Below are 16,396 nucleotides of genomic sequence, written 5' to 3'. Positions count from 1 at the left end.
GCTCGCTAGTGGGTTCGTGTTGCTCATAGGCCACCTCCCATTTTAATGGCAGAAATCACCGCCTGGGCTTTTTGACGAGTTTCATCGGCTTCGGCTTGTGGGTCTGAGTCAAACACTACGCCGGCACCGGCTTGAATGTAAGCAACGTCATTTTTAACAAACGCTGAACGGATAACAATGCAGGTATCCATGTCGCCTAAACCGTTAACATAGCCTACCGCGCCACCATAACTGCCACGACGAGCTTGTTCTGCTTCACGCACCAATTGCGATGCACTTACTTTTGGCGCACCCACTAGGGTGCCCATGTTCATACAGGCTTGATATGCGTGCAGGGCATCTAAATCACTGCGTAACTGACCAGTAACACGACTCACAAGGTGCATTACGTGTGAGTAACGGTCAACTTTAAGTAATTCGGCCACTTTACGGCTACCGCTTTGGCTAATACGGGCAATGTCGTTACGGGCTAAGTCGACCAGCATTAAATGCTCAGACAACTCTTTTTTGTCTAAACGCAACTCAAGTTCGATACGGCTGTCTAAATCAAAGTCGATTTCGCCTTGGGCGTTTTTACCGCGCTGACGTGTCCCGGCAATCGGATACACTTCTACTTGATTGCTTGCAGCATCGTATTTCAAGGCACTTTCTGGTGAGGCGCCAAATAAGGTGAAATCCGGGCCGCGGAAATAAAACATGTACGGGCTAGGGTTGGTCAGTCTTAGTGCGCGGTATGCTCCTAATGTATTCGGGCAAGGCAAGCTGAAACAACGAGAGGGCACGACCTGGAAAATATCGCCAGCAACAATGTGTTCTTTTAAATCAATGACCGTTTTTTTGAATTGCTCGTCGCTGATGTTCACTTCAGCTTCTGCGTCAATCGGTGCTAATGCAGCGACATCGCCCAAAGTCTTACATTGCTGACTAACCGTGTCGATTTGTGTTTGCAGCTGAGCTGTAATCGTTGGGTCTTGATTAAATTGATGACTGACAATGTCAGCTTGCTGAGTTTGATGATCAATTAATATCAAGGTTTCTGCTAGATAGAACAAATAATCTGGGCAGTCGTTATTGGCATTAGGTGCAGAAGGAAGCGGCTCTACGGTGTCAATTAAGTCATATGCCAGTACGCCACCTAAAAATAAGTCTTCAAACTTAACTGCATGGTTAGTGTGAATGTGCTGTACAAACATCCGTAAACCATCAAGCGGTGAGGTCGATTTTAAGCGCGCATCTTCATCTTGTAACTCGGTGGCTTTTTGTAATGTAACGATTAATTGATTTGGCTGACGCTGTAAATCGGCGTAACTAAAGAACGTGGCAATCGGCTCTATTAAGCTGGCGCCGTTTTCAGTTAATGCACTAAACGTCAGTTGATAACCGTCACAGCGGATCATCATGGCGGCATGGGTTAACACGATGCTTTTAAGATGATCTTTACTTTCGACCTCCGCAGATTCTAGCAGCATAGTATGCGGCGCATTTTGGGTAACATGCTGATACAGATTTAACGGATCAGTATGGTAGGTTAACGCTTGTTTTTGCGTGCTAACCTGAGCGAGTTGGTTTGGTGTGATCACTGTAGTCGTCACTATGCTGTCGCTCCTTGTGTATTAATGTTTATCATCTGGTCACCTTAACTGCTGTTTAACCCGAGTAATCCTATGGGCCAAATAACAAGAAAGCCCACATCTCTGCGGGCTTTCTGGTAAAATCTTGTCTCTTAAAAATGAGCACAACGCTTCACACCACCCGTTAATTTGGGAAGTGCCACCACCAAGTAATGTGTAATGAAGCTAATGAGTGTGTCATTGTTAATCGCTATATTGAGTTCTGTATTTCGTGCCTATAGGAAAACCCAGCTGGGCTATAAAGTCAATTGAATATTACTCAAAAACACTGAAAAATGTATCCAGTAGTGTCTATTGTTGATTTATTGAACGCAAAGCGCTGCTTCACGCTAAAAATAGTTATTATTTGACACAATTAATTCACTAATCCCAGCAGTATTTTTATTGGTATTCTTGTACAATAAACAGATGATTACAGAGACTCTATTGGCCGATCTTCACAGCCACACGACCGCATCAGACGGTCAACTTACACCAACTCAATTAATTTCTCGCGCCATTGAAAAGGGCGTAGAGATGTTTGCGATTACCGACCACGATACCGTTGGCGGTTTAGCAGAAGCACACATTGCAAACCTTGCGCATGCAACGCCATTGAAGCTTATCAACGGTTGTGAAATCTCGACGCGCTGGAACAGTTTTGATATTCATATTGTGGGCCTTAACGTCGATATTACCCATACGGGCTTATTAGACTTTTTAACTCAACAACGCGAATTACGTGAAGTGCGCGCCCAAGAAATTGGCGAGCGTTTAGCCAAAGCAGGTATTGAAGGGGCTTATGACGGCGCCAAAGCCATTGCAGGCGATGCGGCATTAAGTCGTGGCCACTATGCAAGATGGTTAGCCGATCATGGCCATGCGACAGATATGCCCAGTGTGTTTAAAAAGTATTTAGCCCGCGGAAAAACTGGTTATGTGCCCAATAATTGGGGCGACATGGCCAATGCCATTGAACATATTCATCAAGCGGGCGGTGTTGCGGTGCTTGCCCACCCAAGTGGTTATAAATTGTCGGCAAAGTGGCTTAAGCGCTTAGTGCGCGAATATGCAGAAGCGGGCGGCGATGCGATGGAAGTTATTTTGGGGCAGCAAACGCTGGACGACCGAAATAATCTTATTGCACTGAGTAAACTTAATAACCTGCTTGCGTCTGTGGGCAGTGATTTTCATTTTCCTAGTAATTGGATTGAACTAGGCAAAAACTTATACCAACCCCAAGGTGTTGAGTGGGTTTGGCAATCTCAAAATTGGATGGAACGGACATGAGTCAATTTTTCTATATTCACGATGAAAACCCACAAGCGCGGTTAATAAACCAAGCCGTGGCGATTCTTAAACAAGGTGGGGTGATTGTGTATCCTACCGACTCGGGTTATGCATTAGGTTGTATGATTGGCGACAAAAATGCCATGACACGCATGGTGCGTATCCGTAAGATTGAAAACGACAATAACTTTTCGTTAATGTGCCGTGATTTATCTGAGCTGGCCAACTTTGCTCGCGTAGACAACCAGGCGTACCGCTTACTTAAAAGCTGCACACCAGGGCCGTATACCTTTATTTTTAAAGCGACCAAAGAAGTGCCGCGCCGTTTACAGTGCGATAAGAAACGCACCATTGGTATCCGTGTGCCGAACAACTTAATTGCACTTGCTTTACTTGAAGCCTTAGATGAGCCAATGATGACCACCAGTTTGGTTATGCCAAACGAGCAAGCAGCAGAGTCAGATCCTGAGCATATCCGCGATATTTTAGAACACCAAGTTGATGGCATTATTCACGGCGGCTATTTACCCGAGAAGCAAACCACCGTCATTGATATGTCAGAAGATGAAGTGGTTATTTTGCGTTACGGCGCAGGCGATACCAGTGCATTTGAATAAGCTCGCGATTTGTTTGAGTCCAAAGGGATAACCATGCAGGGCATTCAACAGAGCCTTCCACTCGCGGTGGTGCGCGGTCAAGCGATGGACAGCATGCCACTCGACTTGTTTATCCCGCCTGAGGCACTTGAAGTCTTTTTAGAAACCTTCGAGGGACCTCTGGATTTACTGCTGTACTTAATTCGTAAGCAAAAGCTGGATGTGGTTGATTTACCTATTCAGCAAATTACGCAGCAATATTTAATTTATATTGAGATATTGACCGAGGCACGGATTGAATTAGCCGCTGACTACCTGGTTATGGCCGCGACCTTAGCTGAAATTAAATCACGCTTATTGTTGCCCAAAATGGCGCATGAAGACGATGAGGAAGAAGATCCTCGCGTGGTGTTGATCCGCCAATTAAAAGCCTACGAGGTGATTAAGCAAGCCGCAGCAGATTTAGATGAACTGCCGCGAATTGAGCGTGATGTGTTTCAAGCCTCTGTGGTTGCAGCCCCAGGTATTAAACCAGTCGTTGTGCCACCCGAAGTGTCGTTAGCCGATATAGCCCGCGCTTTTGGCGAAGTGTTAAAACGTATAGATGCTAACGAAGACCATCATGTTAAGCGCGAACAATTATCAACCCGTGAGCGCATGAGCCAAATATTAGCAAAGCTGTCTAGCACTGAATATCTTGGTTTTGAGCATTTGTTTGATGTCAGTGAAGGTCGTGCCGGTGTGGTTGTCAGCTTTTTAGCGTTAATGGAACTGGTGAAAGAGTTGCTGGTGGAATTAGTGCAAAATGAACCGTTTTCGCCTATCTATGTTAAAGCTTTTTAGCGTTTATCTTAATGAGTCATTAGCACTATGAATCAAATCAATGCTATCCAGCTTAAACAATTAATTGAAGCCAGTTTATTTGTACTGGGTAAACCACTATCAATAAAAGTCTTAAAAGAAACCGTATTGGCTGACTTTAACGTGTCACGGGTGCGCATTCAAGAAACCCTCGATGAACTTCAGCTCGATTATCAAGATCGCGGAGTGCAACTGGTTAAGGTTGCCAGTGGTTATCGTTTTCAAACCCAAGAAATCCTCAGTCCATTCTTACAACCCTTATGGCAAGAAAAAACCCCTAAATACTCACGTGCCACCATGGAAACCCTTGCGGTCATTGCCTATAGGCAGCCGGTGACTCGTGGTGATATTGAGCAAATCCGTGGTGTAGCCATCAGCACTCATATCATTAAAAGTTTGCTTGATCGCAATTGGATTAAGGCCGTTGGCCATAAAGAAGTACCGGGACGTCCCGCGCTATATGCCAGCACGAATCAATTTTTAGATTACTTTGGCTTAAAAAAATTGGCAGATCTACCTGCTTTAACGGATGTTGCATCGTTACAAGCCTTATTTGATAAAGCCAGTATAGCCTTGGATAACTCTGAAGATGATAGCAGCGATAATGATACAGAAACGCGCATTGATAATAATGGCAGTGACACCATTGAAAACGCTAACAATGAGCACGACACTGAAGTTAATCAGTTAAACGATGATTCAAATGATGGCTTAGACAATCACTTAGATAATGACTTAGACAATGACTCAAGCGATGACACTGTCGATCCAAGTGATAACCACTTTACGCATTAGGCTAGCACGTAAACCTACTATCTCTCGTTAAGGTTTAGTATTTTATGTCCACACTTTATTATTGATGATAGCAGCCTTACTGGTTTGAACGGGCATTTCAGTTAGCATGTAATCGATTAATCGTTGGCCCGTTAAGCTTAAAAAGCGTCTTGATGGATAGACTAAAAACACCACACCAACATATGGTTGTAACTCGTTAAATAACCGAATTAACTTGCCTTGTTCAACATCCTCAACACAAATCCCATGCGGTAAGTAACCAATACCTCGACCTAGGCGAGTGGCTTCATATGCCAGTTGAATACTGTTGGTGCATAAATTGCCTTTTACCGCCTGCAGCACATCATTGGCTAATGGTACTTCGCTAAAGGTTTTACCATTGGGGAAACGAAACAAAATTGAATTGTGTTGTTCAATATCGCTTATGCTTTTTGGCGTACCCGCTTTTGCAAGATACTCAGGACTGGCAAAGAAACACATTTCTTCATAAAGCACTGGTTTTGCCACCATATCGAGTTCGGTAAATGTTTCATTCACCATAAACGCGATATCAATATTATTACGCACCATATGCAAAGGCTCGGTGCTGGTAATAATTTCAATGGTGAACTTAGGATTTTCATCCATAAAGGCAAATATTTTGTTCACAATTTGCATTATCTGCGGCACCGGAAACATCAAAATGCGTAAATGGCCCGTGAGCTCAGCTTTATTGTCGGTTATATCGGCGATGGTTTGATCAAGCTCGGCTAACATCACTAAGGTTTTTTCGTAAAACTGGCTGCCGGCAGAGGTGAGCGATATCGCGCGGCTTAAGCGATGGAACAGCTTGATATTTAATGATTCTTCAAGCGACAGTAGCCTTCGGCTTACCGTTGATTTAGGCAAATTCAGCAAATCAGCGGCTTCCAATATACTGCCTGTTTCTACAATTCGATGAAACAAGGCAATGTCTTCGGTTTTCATAGTAATTACTCGTAGATTAATCGTTAAGTCAAACTCAAATAATGGGATTGATGTTCCCAAACAAACCCATTTATTGCAACCATAAATCAGCGTATCGTCTACCTATTATTGTCAGAATTAATTATCAATCATTTAATACCATTCTTTTATGTCTGTTATCTGCCTAACTCCAAGGATTTATCGATGAAATATCACTCAATGTTACCGTTAACATTGCTTGCTACTGTGCTTTTTGCTGGCTGCTCTCAAGCAGAAAAGGCCGTAGAGAAAGAAGTCATTCGCCCAGTAAAGTTATTTGAAATCACTGAGTCAGCCGCTAATCAAGTGCATAAGTTTCCTGCGAAAGTGACAGCCAATAGCCGTGCTGAATTGTCGTTTCGAGTCTCAGGTCAATTGGTGAATCTCGAGCTTGTTGAAGGGGAAGTGGTTAAACAAGGTTTTTTACTCGCTAAATTGGATGATCGCGATGCGAAAAATAACTTAATGACCAGTGAAGCAAATTACGAGTTTTTATCGGCAGAGTTTACCCGTAACCAAGCAATGTTTAGTCGCCAACTGATATCTCAGGCCGAGTTTGACAGCAGTAAAGCGCAATTGAAAACCGCTAAAGCGGCATTAGAAGCCGCGAAGGATCAACTCAGCTACACCCGTTTAGAAGCGCCATTCAGTGGCACTATTGCGAAACGTATGGTCGACAATCATCAAATCGTCCAAGCTAATCAAGGGGTGTTAACCCTGCAAAATAATCACTTACTCGACATCAGCATTCAAGTGCCTGAAGCGATAGTGGCCAAGTATGCCCAAACGGTCACTCATGCTTTAAAAGCGAAAGTGCGTTTTAGCGCCATGAACGACAGAGTTTTTGATGCCTATTTTAAAGAATATTCTACCCAGGTAACCCCTGGTACACAGGCTTACGAAGTGGTGTTTTCATTAGAACAACCGCAAGATGTGCAATTGCTGCCGGGCATGAGCGCTGAACTTATCATTGCACAAACAACCCACGACCAAAGCGTATTTACCGCAGTGGTACCGATGACCGCTGTGGATAAAGATGACACTAACGCCAATGTTGTGGTGTGGAAGTATGATCCGCAAAGCGGTGAAGTGAGTCCGGTAAATGTGACTCTCGGGCGTGTGAGTAATGAAGGTGTAGAAGTGTTAACGGGTATACAAAAAGGCGATCTTCTTGTGGCTGCTGGTTTATCACAACTGTCTGTTGGCCTAAAAGTAAAACCATTACGCTGGCAGCGAGGAGTATAAGCGATGAGTGTTGCTGAGTACTCTATTAACAACAAAGTCATTAGTTGGATGTTTACCCTGTTACTGCTCATTGGCGGTAGCGTTGCATTTACCGGTTTAGGCCAGCTTGAGTTTCCAGAATTTACCATTAAACAAGCATTGGTGATTACTGCTTATCCGGGAGCCTCACCTGAGCAAGTGGAAGAAGAGGTCACTTTACCGCTTGAAAATGCATTACAACAACTTGATGGGGTAAAACACATTACCTCAATCAACAGTGCTGGCTTATCACAAATTCAAATTGAGATTAAAGACAGTTACGACAAACAGCGTTTGCCACAGGTGTGGGACGAAATGCGTCGTAAAGTGAGTGATACTCAAGGGCAATTACCGCCAGGTTCGTCTTCTTCGCAAGTGATAGATGACTTTGGCGATGTGTACGGTATTTTGCTTAACTTATCGGGTGATGATTTCAGTAACCGTGAACTGAGCAATTATGCTGATTATTTACGCCGTGAACTGGTATTGGTTCCCGGTGTAAAGAAAGTGTCAGTTATCGGCAATATTACTGAGCAAGTTGTCATTGAAATATCACAGCAAAAATTGTCTGCTTTAGGGTTAGATCAAAATTACATATACAGCTTAGTGAACAACCAAAACGTGGTGTCTAATGCAGGCAGCATTGTGATTGGTGACAATCGTATTCGACTGCACCCCACCGGCGAATTTAATTCGGTTAACGCATTGTCTCGTTTAGTGGTGAGTTCACCTGGCAGTACCGAGCTGATTTACTTAGGTGACATTGCTCGTATAGCTAAAGAGTTTGATGAAACCCCAAGTGTGATTTATCACAACCGCGGGCAATTGGCATTGAGCTTGGGGATTTCATTCTCAGGCGGCGTCAACGTGGTTGATGTGGGTGAAAAAGTCACCGAACGTCTTGAGCAGTTGGAATCACAGCGCCCCATTGGCATGGCGTTAGATACGGTATACAACCAAAGTCATGAAGTGGATAGCACGGTTCAAGGTTTCTTAATTAACTTGCTTGAATCGATTGCGATTGTTATCGCTGTTTTGTTGTTATTTATGGGCTTGCGTTCGGGCTTATTAATGGGACTTATCCTGTTACTGACCATTTTAGGTACTTTCATTATGATGAAGGTGCTGGGTATCGAACTACAGCTTATTTCACTAGGGGCATTAATTATTGCGCTGGGGATGTTGGTCGATAACGCGATTGTGATTACCGAAGGGGTATTGATTGGCTTGCAACGTGGCAAAACGCGCTTAGCCGCCGCAAAGCTTATTGTGTCGCAAACTCAGTGGCCATTACTCGGTGCAACAGTGATTGCCATTATTGCCTTTGCTCCTATTGGTTTATCGCAAAATGCCGCCGGTGAGTTTTGTCGCTCGTTATTCCAGGTGTTGATGATTTCGTTGTTCATTAGCTGGATCACGGCCATTACCTTAACGCCATTCTTTTGTAATGTGTTGTTTAAAGATGCAGAGCCCACTGACGAAGAAGTTGATCCCTACAAAGGGTGGTTATTTACTGCATACCGCGGCACATTATCCATTGTACTGCGATACAGAATAGCGACCTTGCTGTTAGTGCTGGTGATGTTGGCGTCGGCGGTATTTGGCTTTGGCTATATTAAGAATGTGTTTTTCCCTGCGTCGAATACACCTATTTTCTTTGTCGATGTGTGGATGCCAGAAGGTACAGACATTAAAGCCACTGAGCGTTTTGTGACTAAAATTGAGCACAAGCTTATTGCAGAAGATAAGCAAAATGGCACGGGTATGGTGCATTTGTCGAGCGTGATAGGTCAAGGTGCACAACGATTTGTTTTACCTTACCAGCCTGAAAAAGGTTATGCCGCGTTTGCTCAGATCATCATTGAAATGGAAGATTTAGATGCGGTTAGAGCGTATATGCCTGAGGTTGAGCGTTTTTTAGCGCAGAACTTCCCGCAAGCGCAATATCGTATGAAGATGATGGAGAATGGCCCGTCGCCAGCCGCAAAAATTGAAGCGCGCTTTTATGGTGAAGACCCACAAGTGTTACGTGCGTTAGCAACCCAGGCCAAAGAGATTTTCAATAACGAACCCTCAATGGACAGTGTTCGCCATGATTGGCGCAATCAAGTGCCAGTGATCCGCCCGCAATTATTGAATGCGCAAGCACGTGAAACCGGTATCAGTAAACAAGATCTGGATAACGCCTTATTGCTTAACTTTAGCGGTAAGCAGATAGGCTTATATCGTGAAACCAGTCACTTACTGCCTATTGTTGCCCGGGCGCCGGCAGAAGAGCGTTTACAAGCTGATAGCTTGTGGAAAATGCAAATCTGGAGTGCCGAGAACAATACGTTTGTCCCAGCGACTCAGGTGGTCAGTGAGTTTACCACTGACTGGGAAAACCCGTTGGTGATGCGCCGCGACAGAATCCGCATGTTAGCCGTATTAGGCGATCCTAAATTGGGTTCAGACGAAACGGCAGACTCGGTGCATCGTAAAGTGAAAGCGAAAGTCGAGGCCATTGAACTTCCTGCTGGCTATCGCTTTGAGTGGGGCGGCGAGTATGAATCTGCTGGTGAAGCACAAACGGCGGTATTTAGTTCTATTCCGCTCGGTTACTTAGCGATGTTTTTAATTACCGTATTGCTGTTTAACTCGGTAAGGCAACCGTTAGTGATTTGGTTTACTGTGCCACTTGCTGTCATTGGTGTCTCAGCCGGCTTACTGCTGTTTGACGCGCCATTTAGTTTTATGGCCTTGCTTGGCTTACTGAGCTTGTCAGGTATGGTGATTAAAAACGGTATTGTATTGGTTGAGCAAATAAACCTCGAGCTTCATGATGGCGCAGCACCGACGAATGCATTAGTGCATTCTTGTGTCAGCCGTGTTCGCCCTGTCATGATGGCAGCCATCACCACCATGTTGGGGATGATCCCGTTAATCAGCGATGCCTTCTTTGGATCAATGGCTATTACTATTATCTTTGGTCTTGGCTTTGCGTCATTACTGACTCTAGTGGTATTGCCTGTGATGTACAGCTTATTGTTTAACATCCGTTTTGACCGCCAAGATATTACTGCACATTAGTTTATCGTTAGGCTCATGATAAAACCGCTGACACATTTAACCGTGTCGGCGGTTTTTTTTGCTCGTTTGTCACATTCAGCGTATAATCTTGGCACTTTTCTAATTGTATGCGTCACAGGCGGGTACAATCCTAAAAAGACAATAAAGTAAAAGTTATTAACCTTTTGCTTTCTATCGAATTTCTTTAAAGAGTCCCCGCTAATGAGTGAAAAATTGCAGAAAGTCTTGGCCCGTGCAGGCCATGGCTCCCGTCGTGAGATGGAGGCATGGATTGCTGCAGGCCGAGTTAGTGTTGACGGTGAAATTGCTGGTTTAGGCGATCGTGTTGAGGCTGATGCCAAAATACGTATTGATGGCCGTGCCGTTTCATTAAAGTCAGCTGACGACATCGTTTGTCGTGTGTTGGCTTATCATAAACCTGAAGGTGAAATTTGCTCGCGCAAAGATCCTGAAGGTCGTACGACTGTGTTCGAACGTTTACCTAAAGTGCGTGATGCTCGCTGGGTTGCGGTAGGTCGTTTAGATATTAATACCTCTGGTTTATTGCTGTTTACCTGTGATGGTGAACTCGCTAACCGTTTGATGCACCCATCAAACGAAGTTGAGCGTGAATACGCTGTGCGTACTTTTGGTGAAGTGCCAGAAGCGGCAGTACAACGTTTACGCACCGGCGTGACCTTAGAAGATGGTCCAGCGCAGTTTGACAGCATCAAAGCGGCTGGCGGCGAAGGCATTAACCAATGGTGGCACGTGACATTACGTGAAGGACGCAATCGTGAAGTGCGTCGTTTATGGGAATCACAAGAAGTGCAGGTGAGCCGTTTGATCCGTGTGCGTTATGGTCAAGTTGAGTTACCAAAAACGTTGCCACGTGGCGGTTGGATTGAATTGCCAATTGACCAGGTTAACTATTTACGTCAACTTGCAGGACTTGAGCCTGAAACACGTTCATTATTGGGTTCTGACAAACACAGTGTCGCTCGCTCTAAAGTGAAAAGTGCTAAAATTCGTCGTGCGGTACGTAAACATAAAGTGGGTTCAAACCACGGAAAACCAACACGTCAACGTGACTAATCACATGATGTCGGTTTTACCTCTAAAGGTCGCGAAAGCGGCCTTTTTTATTGACTGTAATTTTATGTAATTCTGCTTGTTTAAAGTCCAATCTCAGATATGATCCGCACCATTAATTAAAACGTTCCGCGCAAGCTCTTTATGGGGCTTCGGTATTATTGTGAGTCATTGAACATGATGAAGAAATTGTTTGCTGGTTTATTGGTGTTATTTGTTGTTGGTTGTGCATCAGCGCCAAGCTGGGAAGGCATGTCAGAGCGTGAAATTAGCCAGTGGAAATCGATTGGTTTTGATGCCACTCAAGCTCAAAATTGGCGCGTTCGTGGTTTTGGTGCAACGGAAGCTGATGGTTGGGTTCAAGCTAACTTCAGTTTAGATACCGCAACTATTTGGGCTAAAGAGTCTTTTAATGTAGAAGAAGCACAAGTGTGGTCTGAAGCGGGCTTTGAAATTGAAGATGCAGTGACCAATCGCAGTAAAGGCTTAACACCGGTTAGAGCTAATTAATCTTACTGTTTATTCCGTATTTTGTGGTATTTTTTGTGAGTATTAAGCATGAGTGGGTTGCTGTTAACTCACTCAGTTTGCTGTAATTTAAATCGAATTGACGAATTTTGAAGCGTTCGGTTCGCTCAAGTAAATATTTTTGTTGCTTGAGGTCAAAAAAACAGTAAAGTATGCACCAAGTTAAACGGGACGTGAAAAACGCACCAGATTAACGTAGTGAAAATCAAAATTTAGTGCCTTGATATTTGATATCAAAACACAACAAGTTTTGCCCGAGTGGTGGAATCGGTAGACACAAGGGATTTAAAATCCCTCGCTGAATAAGCGTGCCAGTTCAAGTCTGGCCTCGGGTACCATTATAATCTCTATTTATAGAGAGTGGTGTAAAAAAGCCTCAACATGAGTTGGGGCTTTTTTACGTCTGAAATTTGGGTTTTAAGCTAAAGGTTAAAGGCTAAAGGCAAAATCCCTCGCGCTCTTGTTGAACATCAGGCGTGCAAGCGCAAGTCTGGCCTCGGGTACCATTATTGATATTCGAGCTGCTAGCAATAGGGAGTGGTGTAAAAAAGCCTCAACATAAGTTGGGGCTTTTTTACGTCTGAAATTTGGGTTTTATCGTTAAGGTTTAAAGCCTAAAGCAGCTCTGGTTGAACATCAGGCGTGCAAGCGCAAGTCTGGCCTCGGGTACCATTATAATCTCTATTTATAGAGAATTGTTTTGCGCTAAAATACGTTGACGCTGTTAATCAAAGGCCAGTTGCTTATGCTGCTGGTCTTTTTTTATGTCTGATATTTGGAGTTTTGAACGGTAACGAGCGATGAGAGATAATGAGTCCAGATGCTAGGGTGGACGTTTTCCTGCGAGTTCGCTACACGGCTATAAGGGCGAGTTATTTCAGTTATTCGAAGTAAGGCAGGATAGCCGCAGTTATAGTCACTAGCAGCGAAGCGCTCTAGCCGCTAGTGTTTATTACATTTAGTGTCTCGGCTAATCGTTTATCAATGCTTTTAATGCTGGTGAAGCTTTAAAGCTTGGCTGATTAAATCCTGCTATTTCCATCGCTTCACCCGTTTGAGGGTTTCGGCCTGTTTTAGGTAAATAGAAGCGTAATTCAAATGTACCAAATTGTGGGATATAAATTTTCTCGCCTTCCGCTAAACCTTGATGAATAACACGTAATATCTGTTCGAGATGCTGTTTCGTCTCAACTTGAGAGGTGTCCATTTTTTTTGCCATGGATTGGATGAGTTGCTTTTTATTCATAGGGATCTCTACTGCTTGAATGCGTCAAGCGCTCCTTATAACAATTCGAGATCTGTGTTCCTAGTTGTCTGTAGATAATTTAATGTTAACTGGCTATTTTTTATATAAATGATTGAAAATTGAACGTTGAAGTAACGCTTTGGTATTAACTTTTGTTGTTAAAATGTTTCTGTCATCCAAAGTAGGCCATTATTTGCAATAATGATTATATTCGTTTCACTGCAAGGGTAAACGTGACAATATTGAGGTGTCGAAGGCTATGGGGAACAGCATGTTGAGTCAAGCTGCGCGATCTATTCATATCAGTATCATCGGTGTATTACTCTTGTGTATATCGCCATCTTCTTTGGCGAGTGAACCACATCATTACGACAATCTCATCCAGCATCTGCAATTACAATATTTGGCTGAACCTACAGCGCAGCGAGCACAATACTTAGCGATATTACAATCGGGATCAGATGCAGAACAGCTAGAATACATCGACAGTATTCAACAAAGCGTCGCCACATTTTGGCATCAAAAACAGGTTCCATTGGCCTATGATACTTTAGACGATAGCGCGTCTGTTATTGCTAAAAATATTGCCCTCGAACCTGCAGTTGAAGACTACCTTGGCGTGATTAATTATCTACGAAAATTAATGTGGCTAACCCAAACACAAGACTGGGACGCGATTGAGCCCGGAGGATTGTTGCGACCTGGAGATGGCCATCCGAGTATTAAGCAAATTAACCAGCGTTTATGGTTACTTGGTGATGGCAATGAATACCTTGCCGATGAAGTGTTGTATTTACCTGCGCTAGCGCAAAGCGTGAAGCGTTTTCAATCTAGGCATGGGTTAACCTCTGACGCCGTCATTGGGCCTAAAACCTTATTTTGGCTCAATCAAACCCCGCTACAAAGAGCAACATTACTCGCTAAAAGTTTTGTCGAAAAAACCACCTATTTAAGCCAATTACCGCAACCCTATTTATTGATTAATATTCCGGCGTTTCAAATGGTATTAGTCGAGAACAATCAAGTGGTGTTGGCGTCAAAAGTGATTGTCGGTAAATCTTATCGGCAAACGCCGGTTATGACAGGGCAAATCTCTAATATCATTATTAACCCAACATGGACTGTGCCGAGGCAACTGTTACGCCAGGATATTTTGCCGCAAATCCAATCAAATGGTCATTACTTTAATGACAGACATTTTGATGTGTTTGATTTTGAAGGTAATAGAGTCGATAAAACCCCACAACAATGGCAACAGGCGGCTGTAGGGCGTTTTCCTTACCGTGTGGTGCAACGCCCTGGTGGTGATAATGCGTTAGGCCGTTATAAATTCCATTTTAATAATGACCAAAGTATTTATTTACATGACACGCCAAGCAAATCATTGTTTTCAAGATCCGACAGAGATTTGTCGTCAGGTTGTGTACGGATTGAAAAAGTACAACAACTTGCCGATTGGTTTGCTAACCATTTAGTTATTGATAAGCGTACCTGGAGCCGATTGCAGAACAATTACACCAAAACACAATGGTTTGCTTTATCGGACACATTACCAGTGCACATGGTGTATTGGCGCGCTTGGGTGGATGATGAACATGTTGCACAATACCGCGATGATATTTACCAATTAGCTCCGGTTACTCCCGTGAATTTATTAAGTCAAAAAACGCAACCTCAAGCACGAGTTCAATAATGCGTCAACATTGTGAAACGACATAAAACCCTAGCTGATGAAGTAAAGTTAATTATTGTCTATTTTACTCATAAGCACTTGAGGCACATCACACTCCTGTATTTTTACTGTGTGTTTATTGCACAGTAAAAAATATCCCCACTTGCATTTATAGTCATTAATGTTTAATTTACTGGTCAGCTGGATAAAAAACCAACAATGGTGCTTATGCCCATTGTGAAGATGAAATCGTGCTTTAAGCCGATAAATTATGTAAATCGATAAATTAAGTGGTGTAAAAATGACAATTGAGTGCCTAACTCGTCGACAAATTTTATTAGGCTTAAGCGGTGTCGCTGTAGCAACAATGCTACCTAACACCGCGCAAGCAAGCCGTTCTACTCATGGTGTTAAAGACCTTCATTTTTTTAATCGCCATACTGGTGAAAGAAGTCAAGGTAGCTTTTGGATTGATGGCCAATATCAAGCTGAAACGTTGACTGATTTTAATCAAGTATTACGCGACCATCGCCAAAATGTGGCGGCACCGATTGATAAACGATTATTTGAGTATTTGTATAAATTACAGCTTACCTTAGATAATCAAGACGAAATCCATGTAATCTCTGCTTATCGTTCACCAAAAACGAATCAAATGCTGGCATCGAAAAGTAACGGTGTCGCTAAAAAAAGTTATCACATGAAAGGCATGGCAATGGACATTGCCATTCCGGGTGTGAGCACTAAAAACCTTCGTGATGCAGCAGCTTCATTAAAATTAGGTGGAGTGGGTTTTTATCCTCGAGATGGTTTTATTCATGTTGATTGTGGTCCCGTAAGGCGTTGGGGTTAATAGTCTTTATATCTTCTTGTGAGATGTAGGTAGTTATGGTAATATCCGCGCGCTTTATTTGAGTCATCGTTGGTCGAAAATGATGACGCCTTTATACTTTATTATTTATTAAGTGAGTGACTAATGTCTTACACAATCAACGCACAAACCCGCACTGAAATCGGGAAAGGTTCGAGCCGCCGCCTACGTCATGCTGGTCAAGTGCCTGCTGTAATCTATGGCCCAAGCAATGAGCCTGTATCAATCAAGTTTGAACACAAAGACATCATTAACATCCAGTTAAACGATGACTTCTACACTACTGATTTAACTATCGCTGTAGAAGGTAAAGAAATCAAAGTACGTGTACAAGCTGTACAGCGTCACGCTTTCAAGCCAATGATTGAACACATTGACTTCAAATTCGCTTAATCGCTAATTTGAAAAAAAGCGCCTAAGGGCGCTTTTTTTGTGTCTTAATTTTATGCTAGCACCTAGCACCTAGCACCTAGCACCTAGCACCTAGCACTTAAAGCAACACCTGGATCCCCAATATAAGCATTTGGGGACGGGGCCTAG

13 protein-coding genes, 1 tRNA gene and 1 pseudogene are annotated in these 16,396 nt (G+C 43.3%); 12 read left to right on the top strand and 3 right to left on the bottom strand.

What is annotated here, in order from left to right:
* Positions 1-23: 23 nt before the first annotated feature.
* The gene (locus AC19MX_RS00590) at positions 24-1,595 is read right to left on the bottom strand and encodes an anthranilate synthase component 1 (RefSeq protein ID WP_498296422.1); all 1,572 of its coding nucleotides are present in this window, start codon (positions 1,593-1,595) and stop codon (positions 24-26) included.
* A gap of 444 nt (positions 1,596-2,039) precedes the next feature.
* Here AC19MX_RS00590 and rnm point away from each other — a divergent pair, with 444 nt between their 5' ends.
* The 4 genes and pseudogenes from rnm to scpB all read left to right on the top strand — a co-directional run.
* Positions 2,040-2,900 (top strand): RNase RNM, encoded by an 861-nt coding sequence (rnm, locus tag AC19MX_RS00585; RefSeq protein WP_498296186.1) that lies wholly within the window; start codon positions 2,040-2,042, stop codon positions 2,898-2,900.
* Positions 2,897-3,517: an L-threonylcarbamoyladenylate synthase gene (locus AC19MX_RS00580; protein ID WP_432401190.1), complete on the top strand. Its 621-nt coding sequence runs from the start codon at positions 2,897-2,899 to the stop codon at positions 3,515-3,517. Before rnm ends, AC19MX_RS00580 begins: the two co-directional genes overlap by 4 nt.
* 33 nt (positions 3,518-3,550) lie before the next feature.
* The gene (locus tag AC19MX_RS00575; protein ID WP_432401188.1) at positions 3,551-4,339 is read left to right on the top strand and encodes a segregation and condensation protein A; all 789 of its coding nucleotides are present in this window, start codon (positions 3,551-3,553) and stop codon (positions 4,337-4,339) included.
* A gap of 27 nt (positions 4,340-4,366) precedes the next feature.
* Positions 4,367-4,960 (top strand): annotated as a pseudogene (gene scpB / locus AC19MX_RS00570) (SMC-Scp complex subunit ScpB); the annotation flags it as partial.
* A 234-nt stretch (positions 4,961-5,194) separates the two neighbouring features.
* Here scpB and AC19MX_RS00565 read toward each other — a convergent pair.
* Positions 5,195-6,118 (bottom strand): LysR family transcriptional regulator, encoded by a 924-nt coding sequence (locus tag AC19MX_RS00565; RefSeq protein ID WP_498296184.1) that lies wholly within the window; start codon positions 6,116-6,118, stop codon positions 5,195-5,197.
* Positions 6,119-6,301: 183 nt separating this feature from the next.
* On the opposite strand from AC19MX_RS00565, the gene AC19MX_RS00560 reads away from it, so the two are divergent.
* The 5 genes from AC19MX_RS00560 (at position 6,302) to AC19MX_RS00540 (ending at position 12,405) form a co-directional block, all read left to right on the top strand.
* Positions 6,302-7,381 carry an efflux RND transporter periplasmic adaptor subunit gene (locus tag AC19MX_RS00560; protein WP_498296183.1) on the top strand — a complete coding sequence of 360 codons (1,080 nt, stop codon included), beginning with the start codon at positions 6,302-6,304 and terminating at the stop codon, positions 7,379-7,381.
* 3 nt (positions 7,382-7,384) lie between these two features.
* The gene (locus AC19MX_RS00555; RefSeq protein WP_498296181.1) at positions 7,385-10,468 is read left to right on the top strand and encodes an efflux RND transporter permease subunit; all 3,084 of its coding nucleotides are present in this window, start codon (positions 7,385-7,387) and stop codon (positions 10,466-10,468) included.
* 201 nt (positions 10,469-10,669) lie between these two features.
* Positions 10,670-11,542, top strand: coding sequence for a 23S rRNA pseudouridine(2605) synthase RluB (rluB, locus tag AC19MX_RS00550; RefSeq protein ID WP_432401180.1), 873 nt, complete (start codon positions 10,670-10,672; stop codon positions 11,540-11,542).
* A gap of 174 nt (positions 11,543-11,716) precedes the next feature.
* Positions 11,717-12,049, top strand: coding sequence for a hypothetical protein (locus AC19MX_RS00545; protein ID WP_498296179.1), 333 nt, complete (start codon positions 11,717-11,719; stop codon positions 12,047-12,049).
* A gap of 270 nt (positions 12,050-12,319) precedes the next feature.
* Positions 12,320-12,405, top strand: a tRNA-Leu gene (locus AC19MX_RS00540).
* 632 nt (positions 12,406-13,037) lie between these two features.
* Here AC19MX_RS00540 and AC19MX_RS00535 read toward each other — a convergent pair.
* The gene (locus AC19MX_RS00535) at positions 13,038-13,313 is read right to left on the bottom strand and encodes an HU family DNA-binding protein (protein WP_432402638.1); all 276 of its coding nucleotides are present in this window, start codon (positions 13,311-13,313) and stop codon (positions 13,038-13,040) included.
* A 271-nt stretch (positions 13,314-13,584) separates the two neighbouring features.
* Here AC19MX_RS00535 and AC19MX_RS00530 point away from each other — a divergent pair, with 271 nt between their 5' ends.
* The 3 genes from AC19MX_RS00530 to rplY all read left to right on the top strand — a co-directional run bounded on the left by AC19MX_RS00530 (position 13,585) and on the right by rplY (position 16,249).
* Positions 13,585-15,006, top strand: a complete 1,422-nt coding sequence (locus AC19MX_RS00530; protein ID WP_432402640.1) for a L,D-transpeptidase family protein — start codon at positions 13,585-13,587, stop codon at positions 15,004-15,006.
* Between the two features lie 280 nt (positions 15,007-15,286).
* Complete coding sequence (gene mepK, locus AC19MX_RS00525) at positions 15,287-15,838, top strand: peptidoglycan L,D-endopeptidase MepK (protein WP_432402642.1); 552 nt, start codon at positions 15,287-15,289, stop codon at positions 15,836-15,838.
* A gap of 123 nt (positions 15,839-15,961) precedes the next feature.
* The gene (gene rplY, locus AC19MX_RS00520; RefSeq protein WP_432402644.1) at positions 15,962-16,249 is read left to right on the top strand and encodes a 50S ribosomal protein L25; all 288 of its coding nucleotides are present in this window, start codon (positions 15,962-15,964) and stop codon (positions 16,247-16,249) included.
* Positions 16,250-16,396 lie beyond the last annotated feature (147 nt).

The sequence above is a fragment of the Shewanella sp. MF05956 genome, from assembly GCF_059758055.1.
This window is presented reverse-complemented; position numbering and strand designations above follow the sequence as displayed.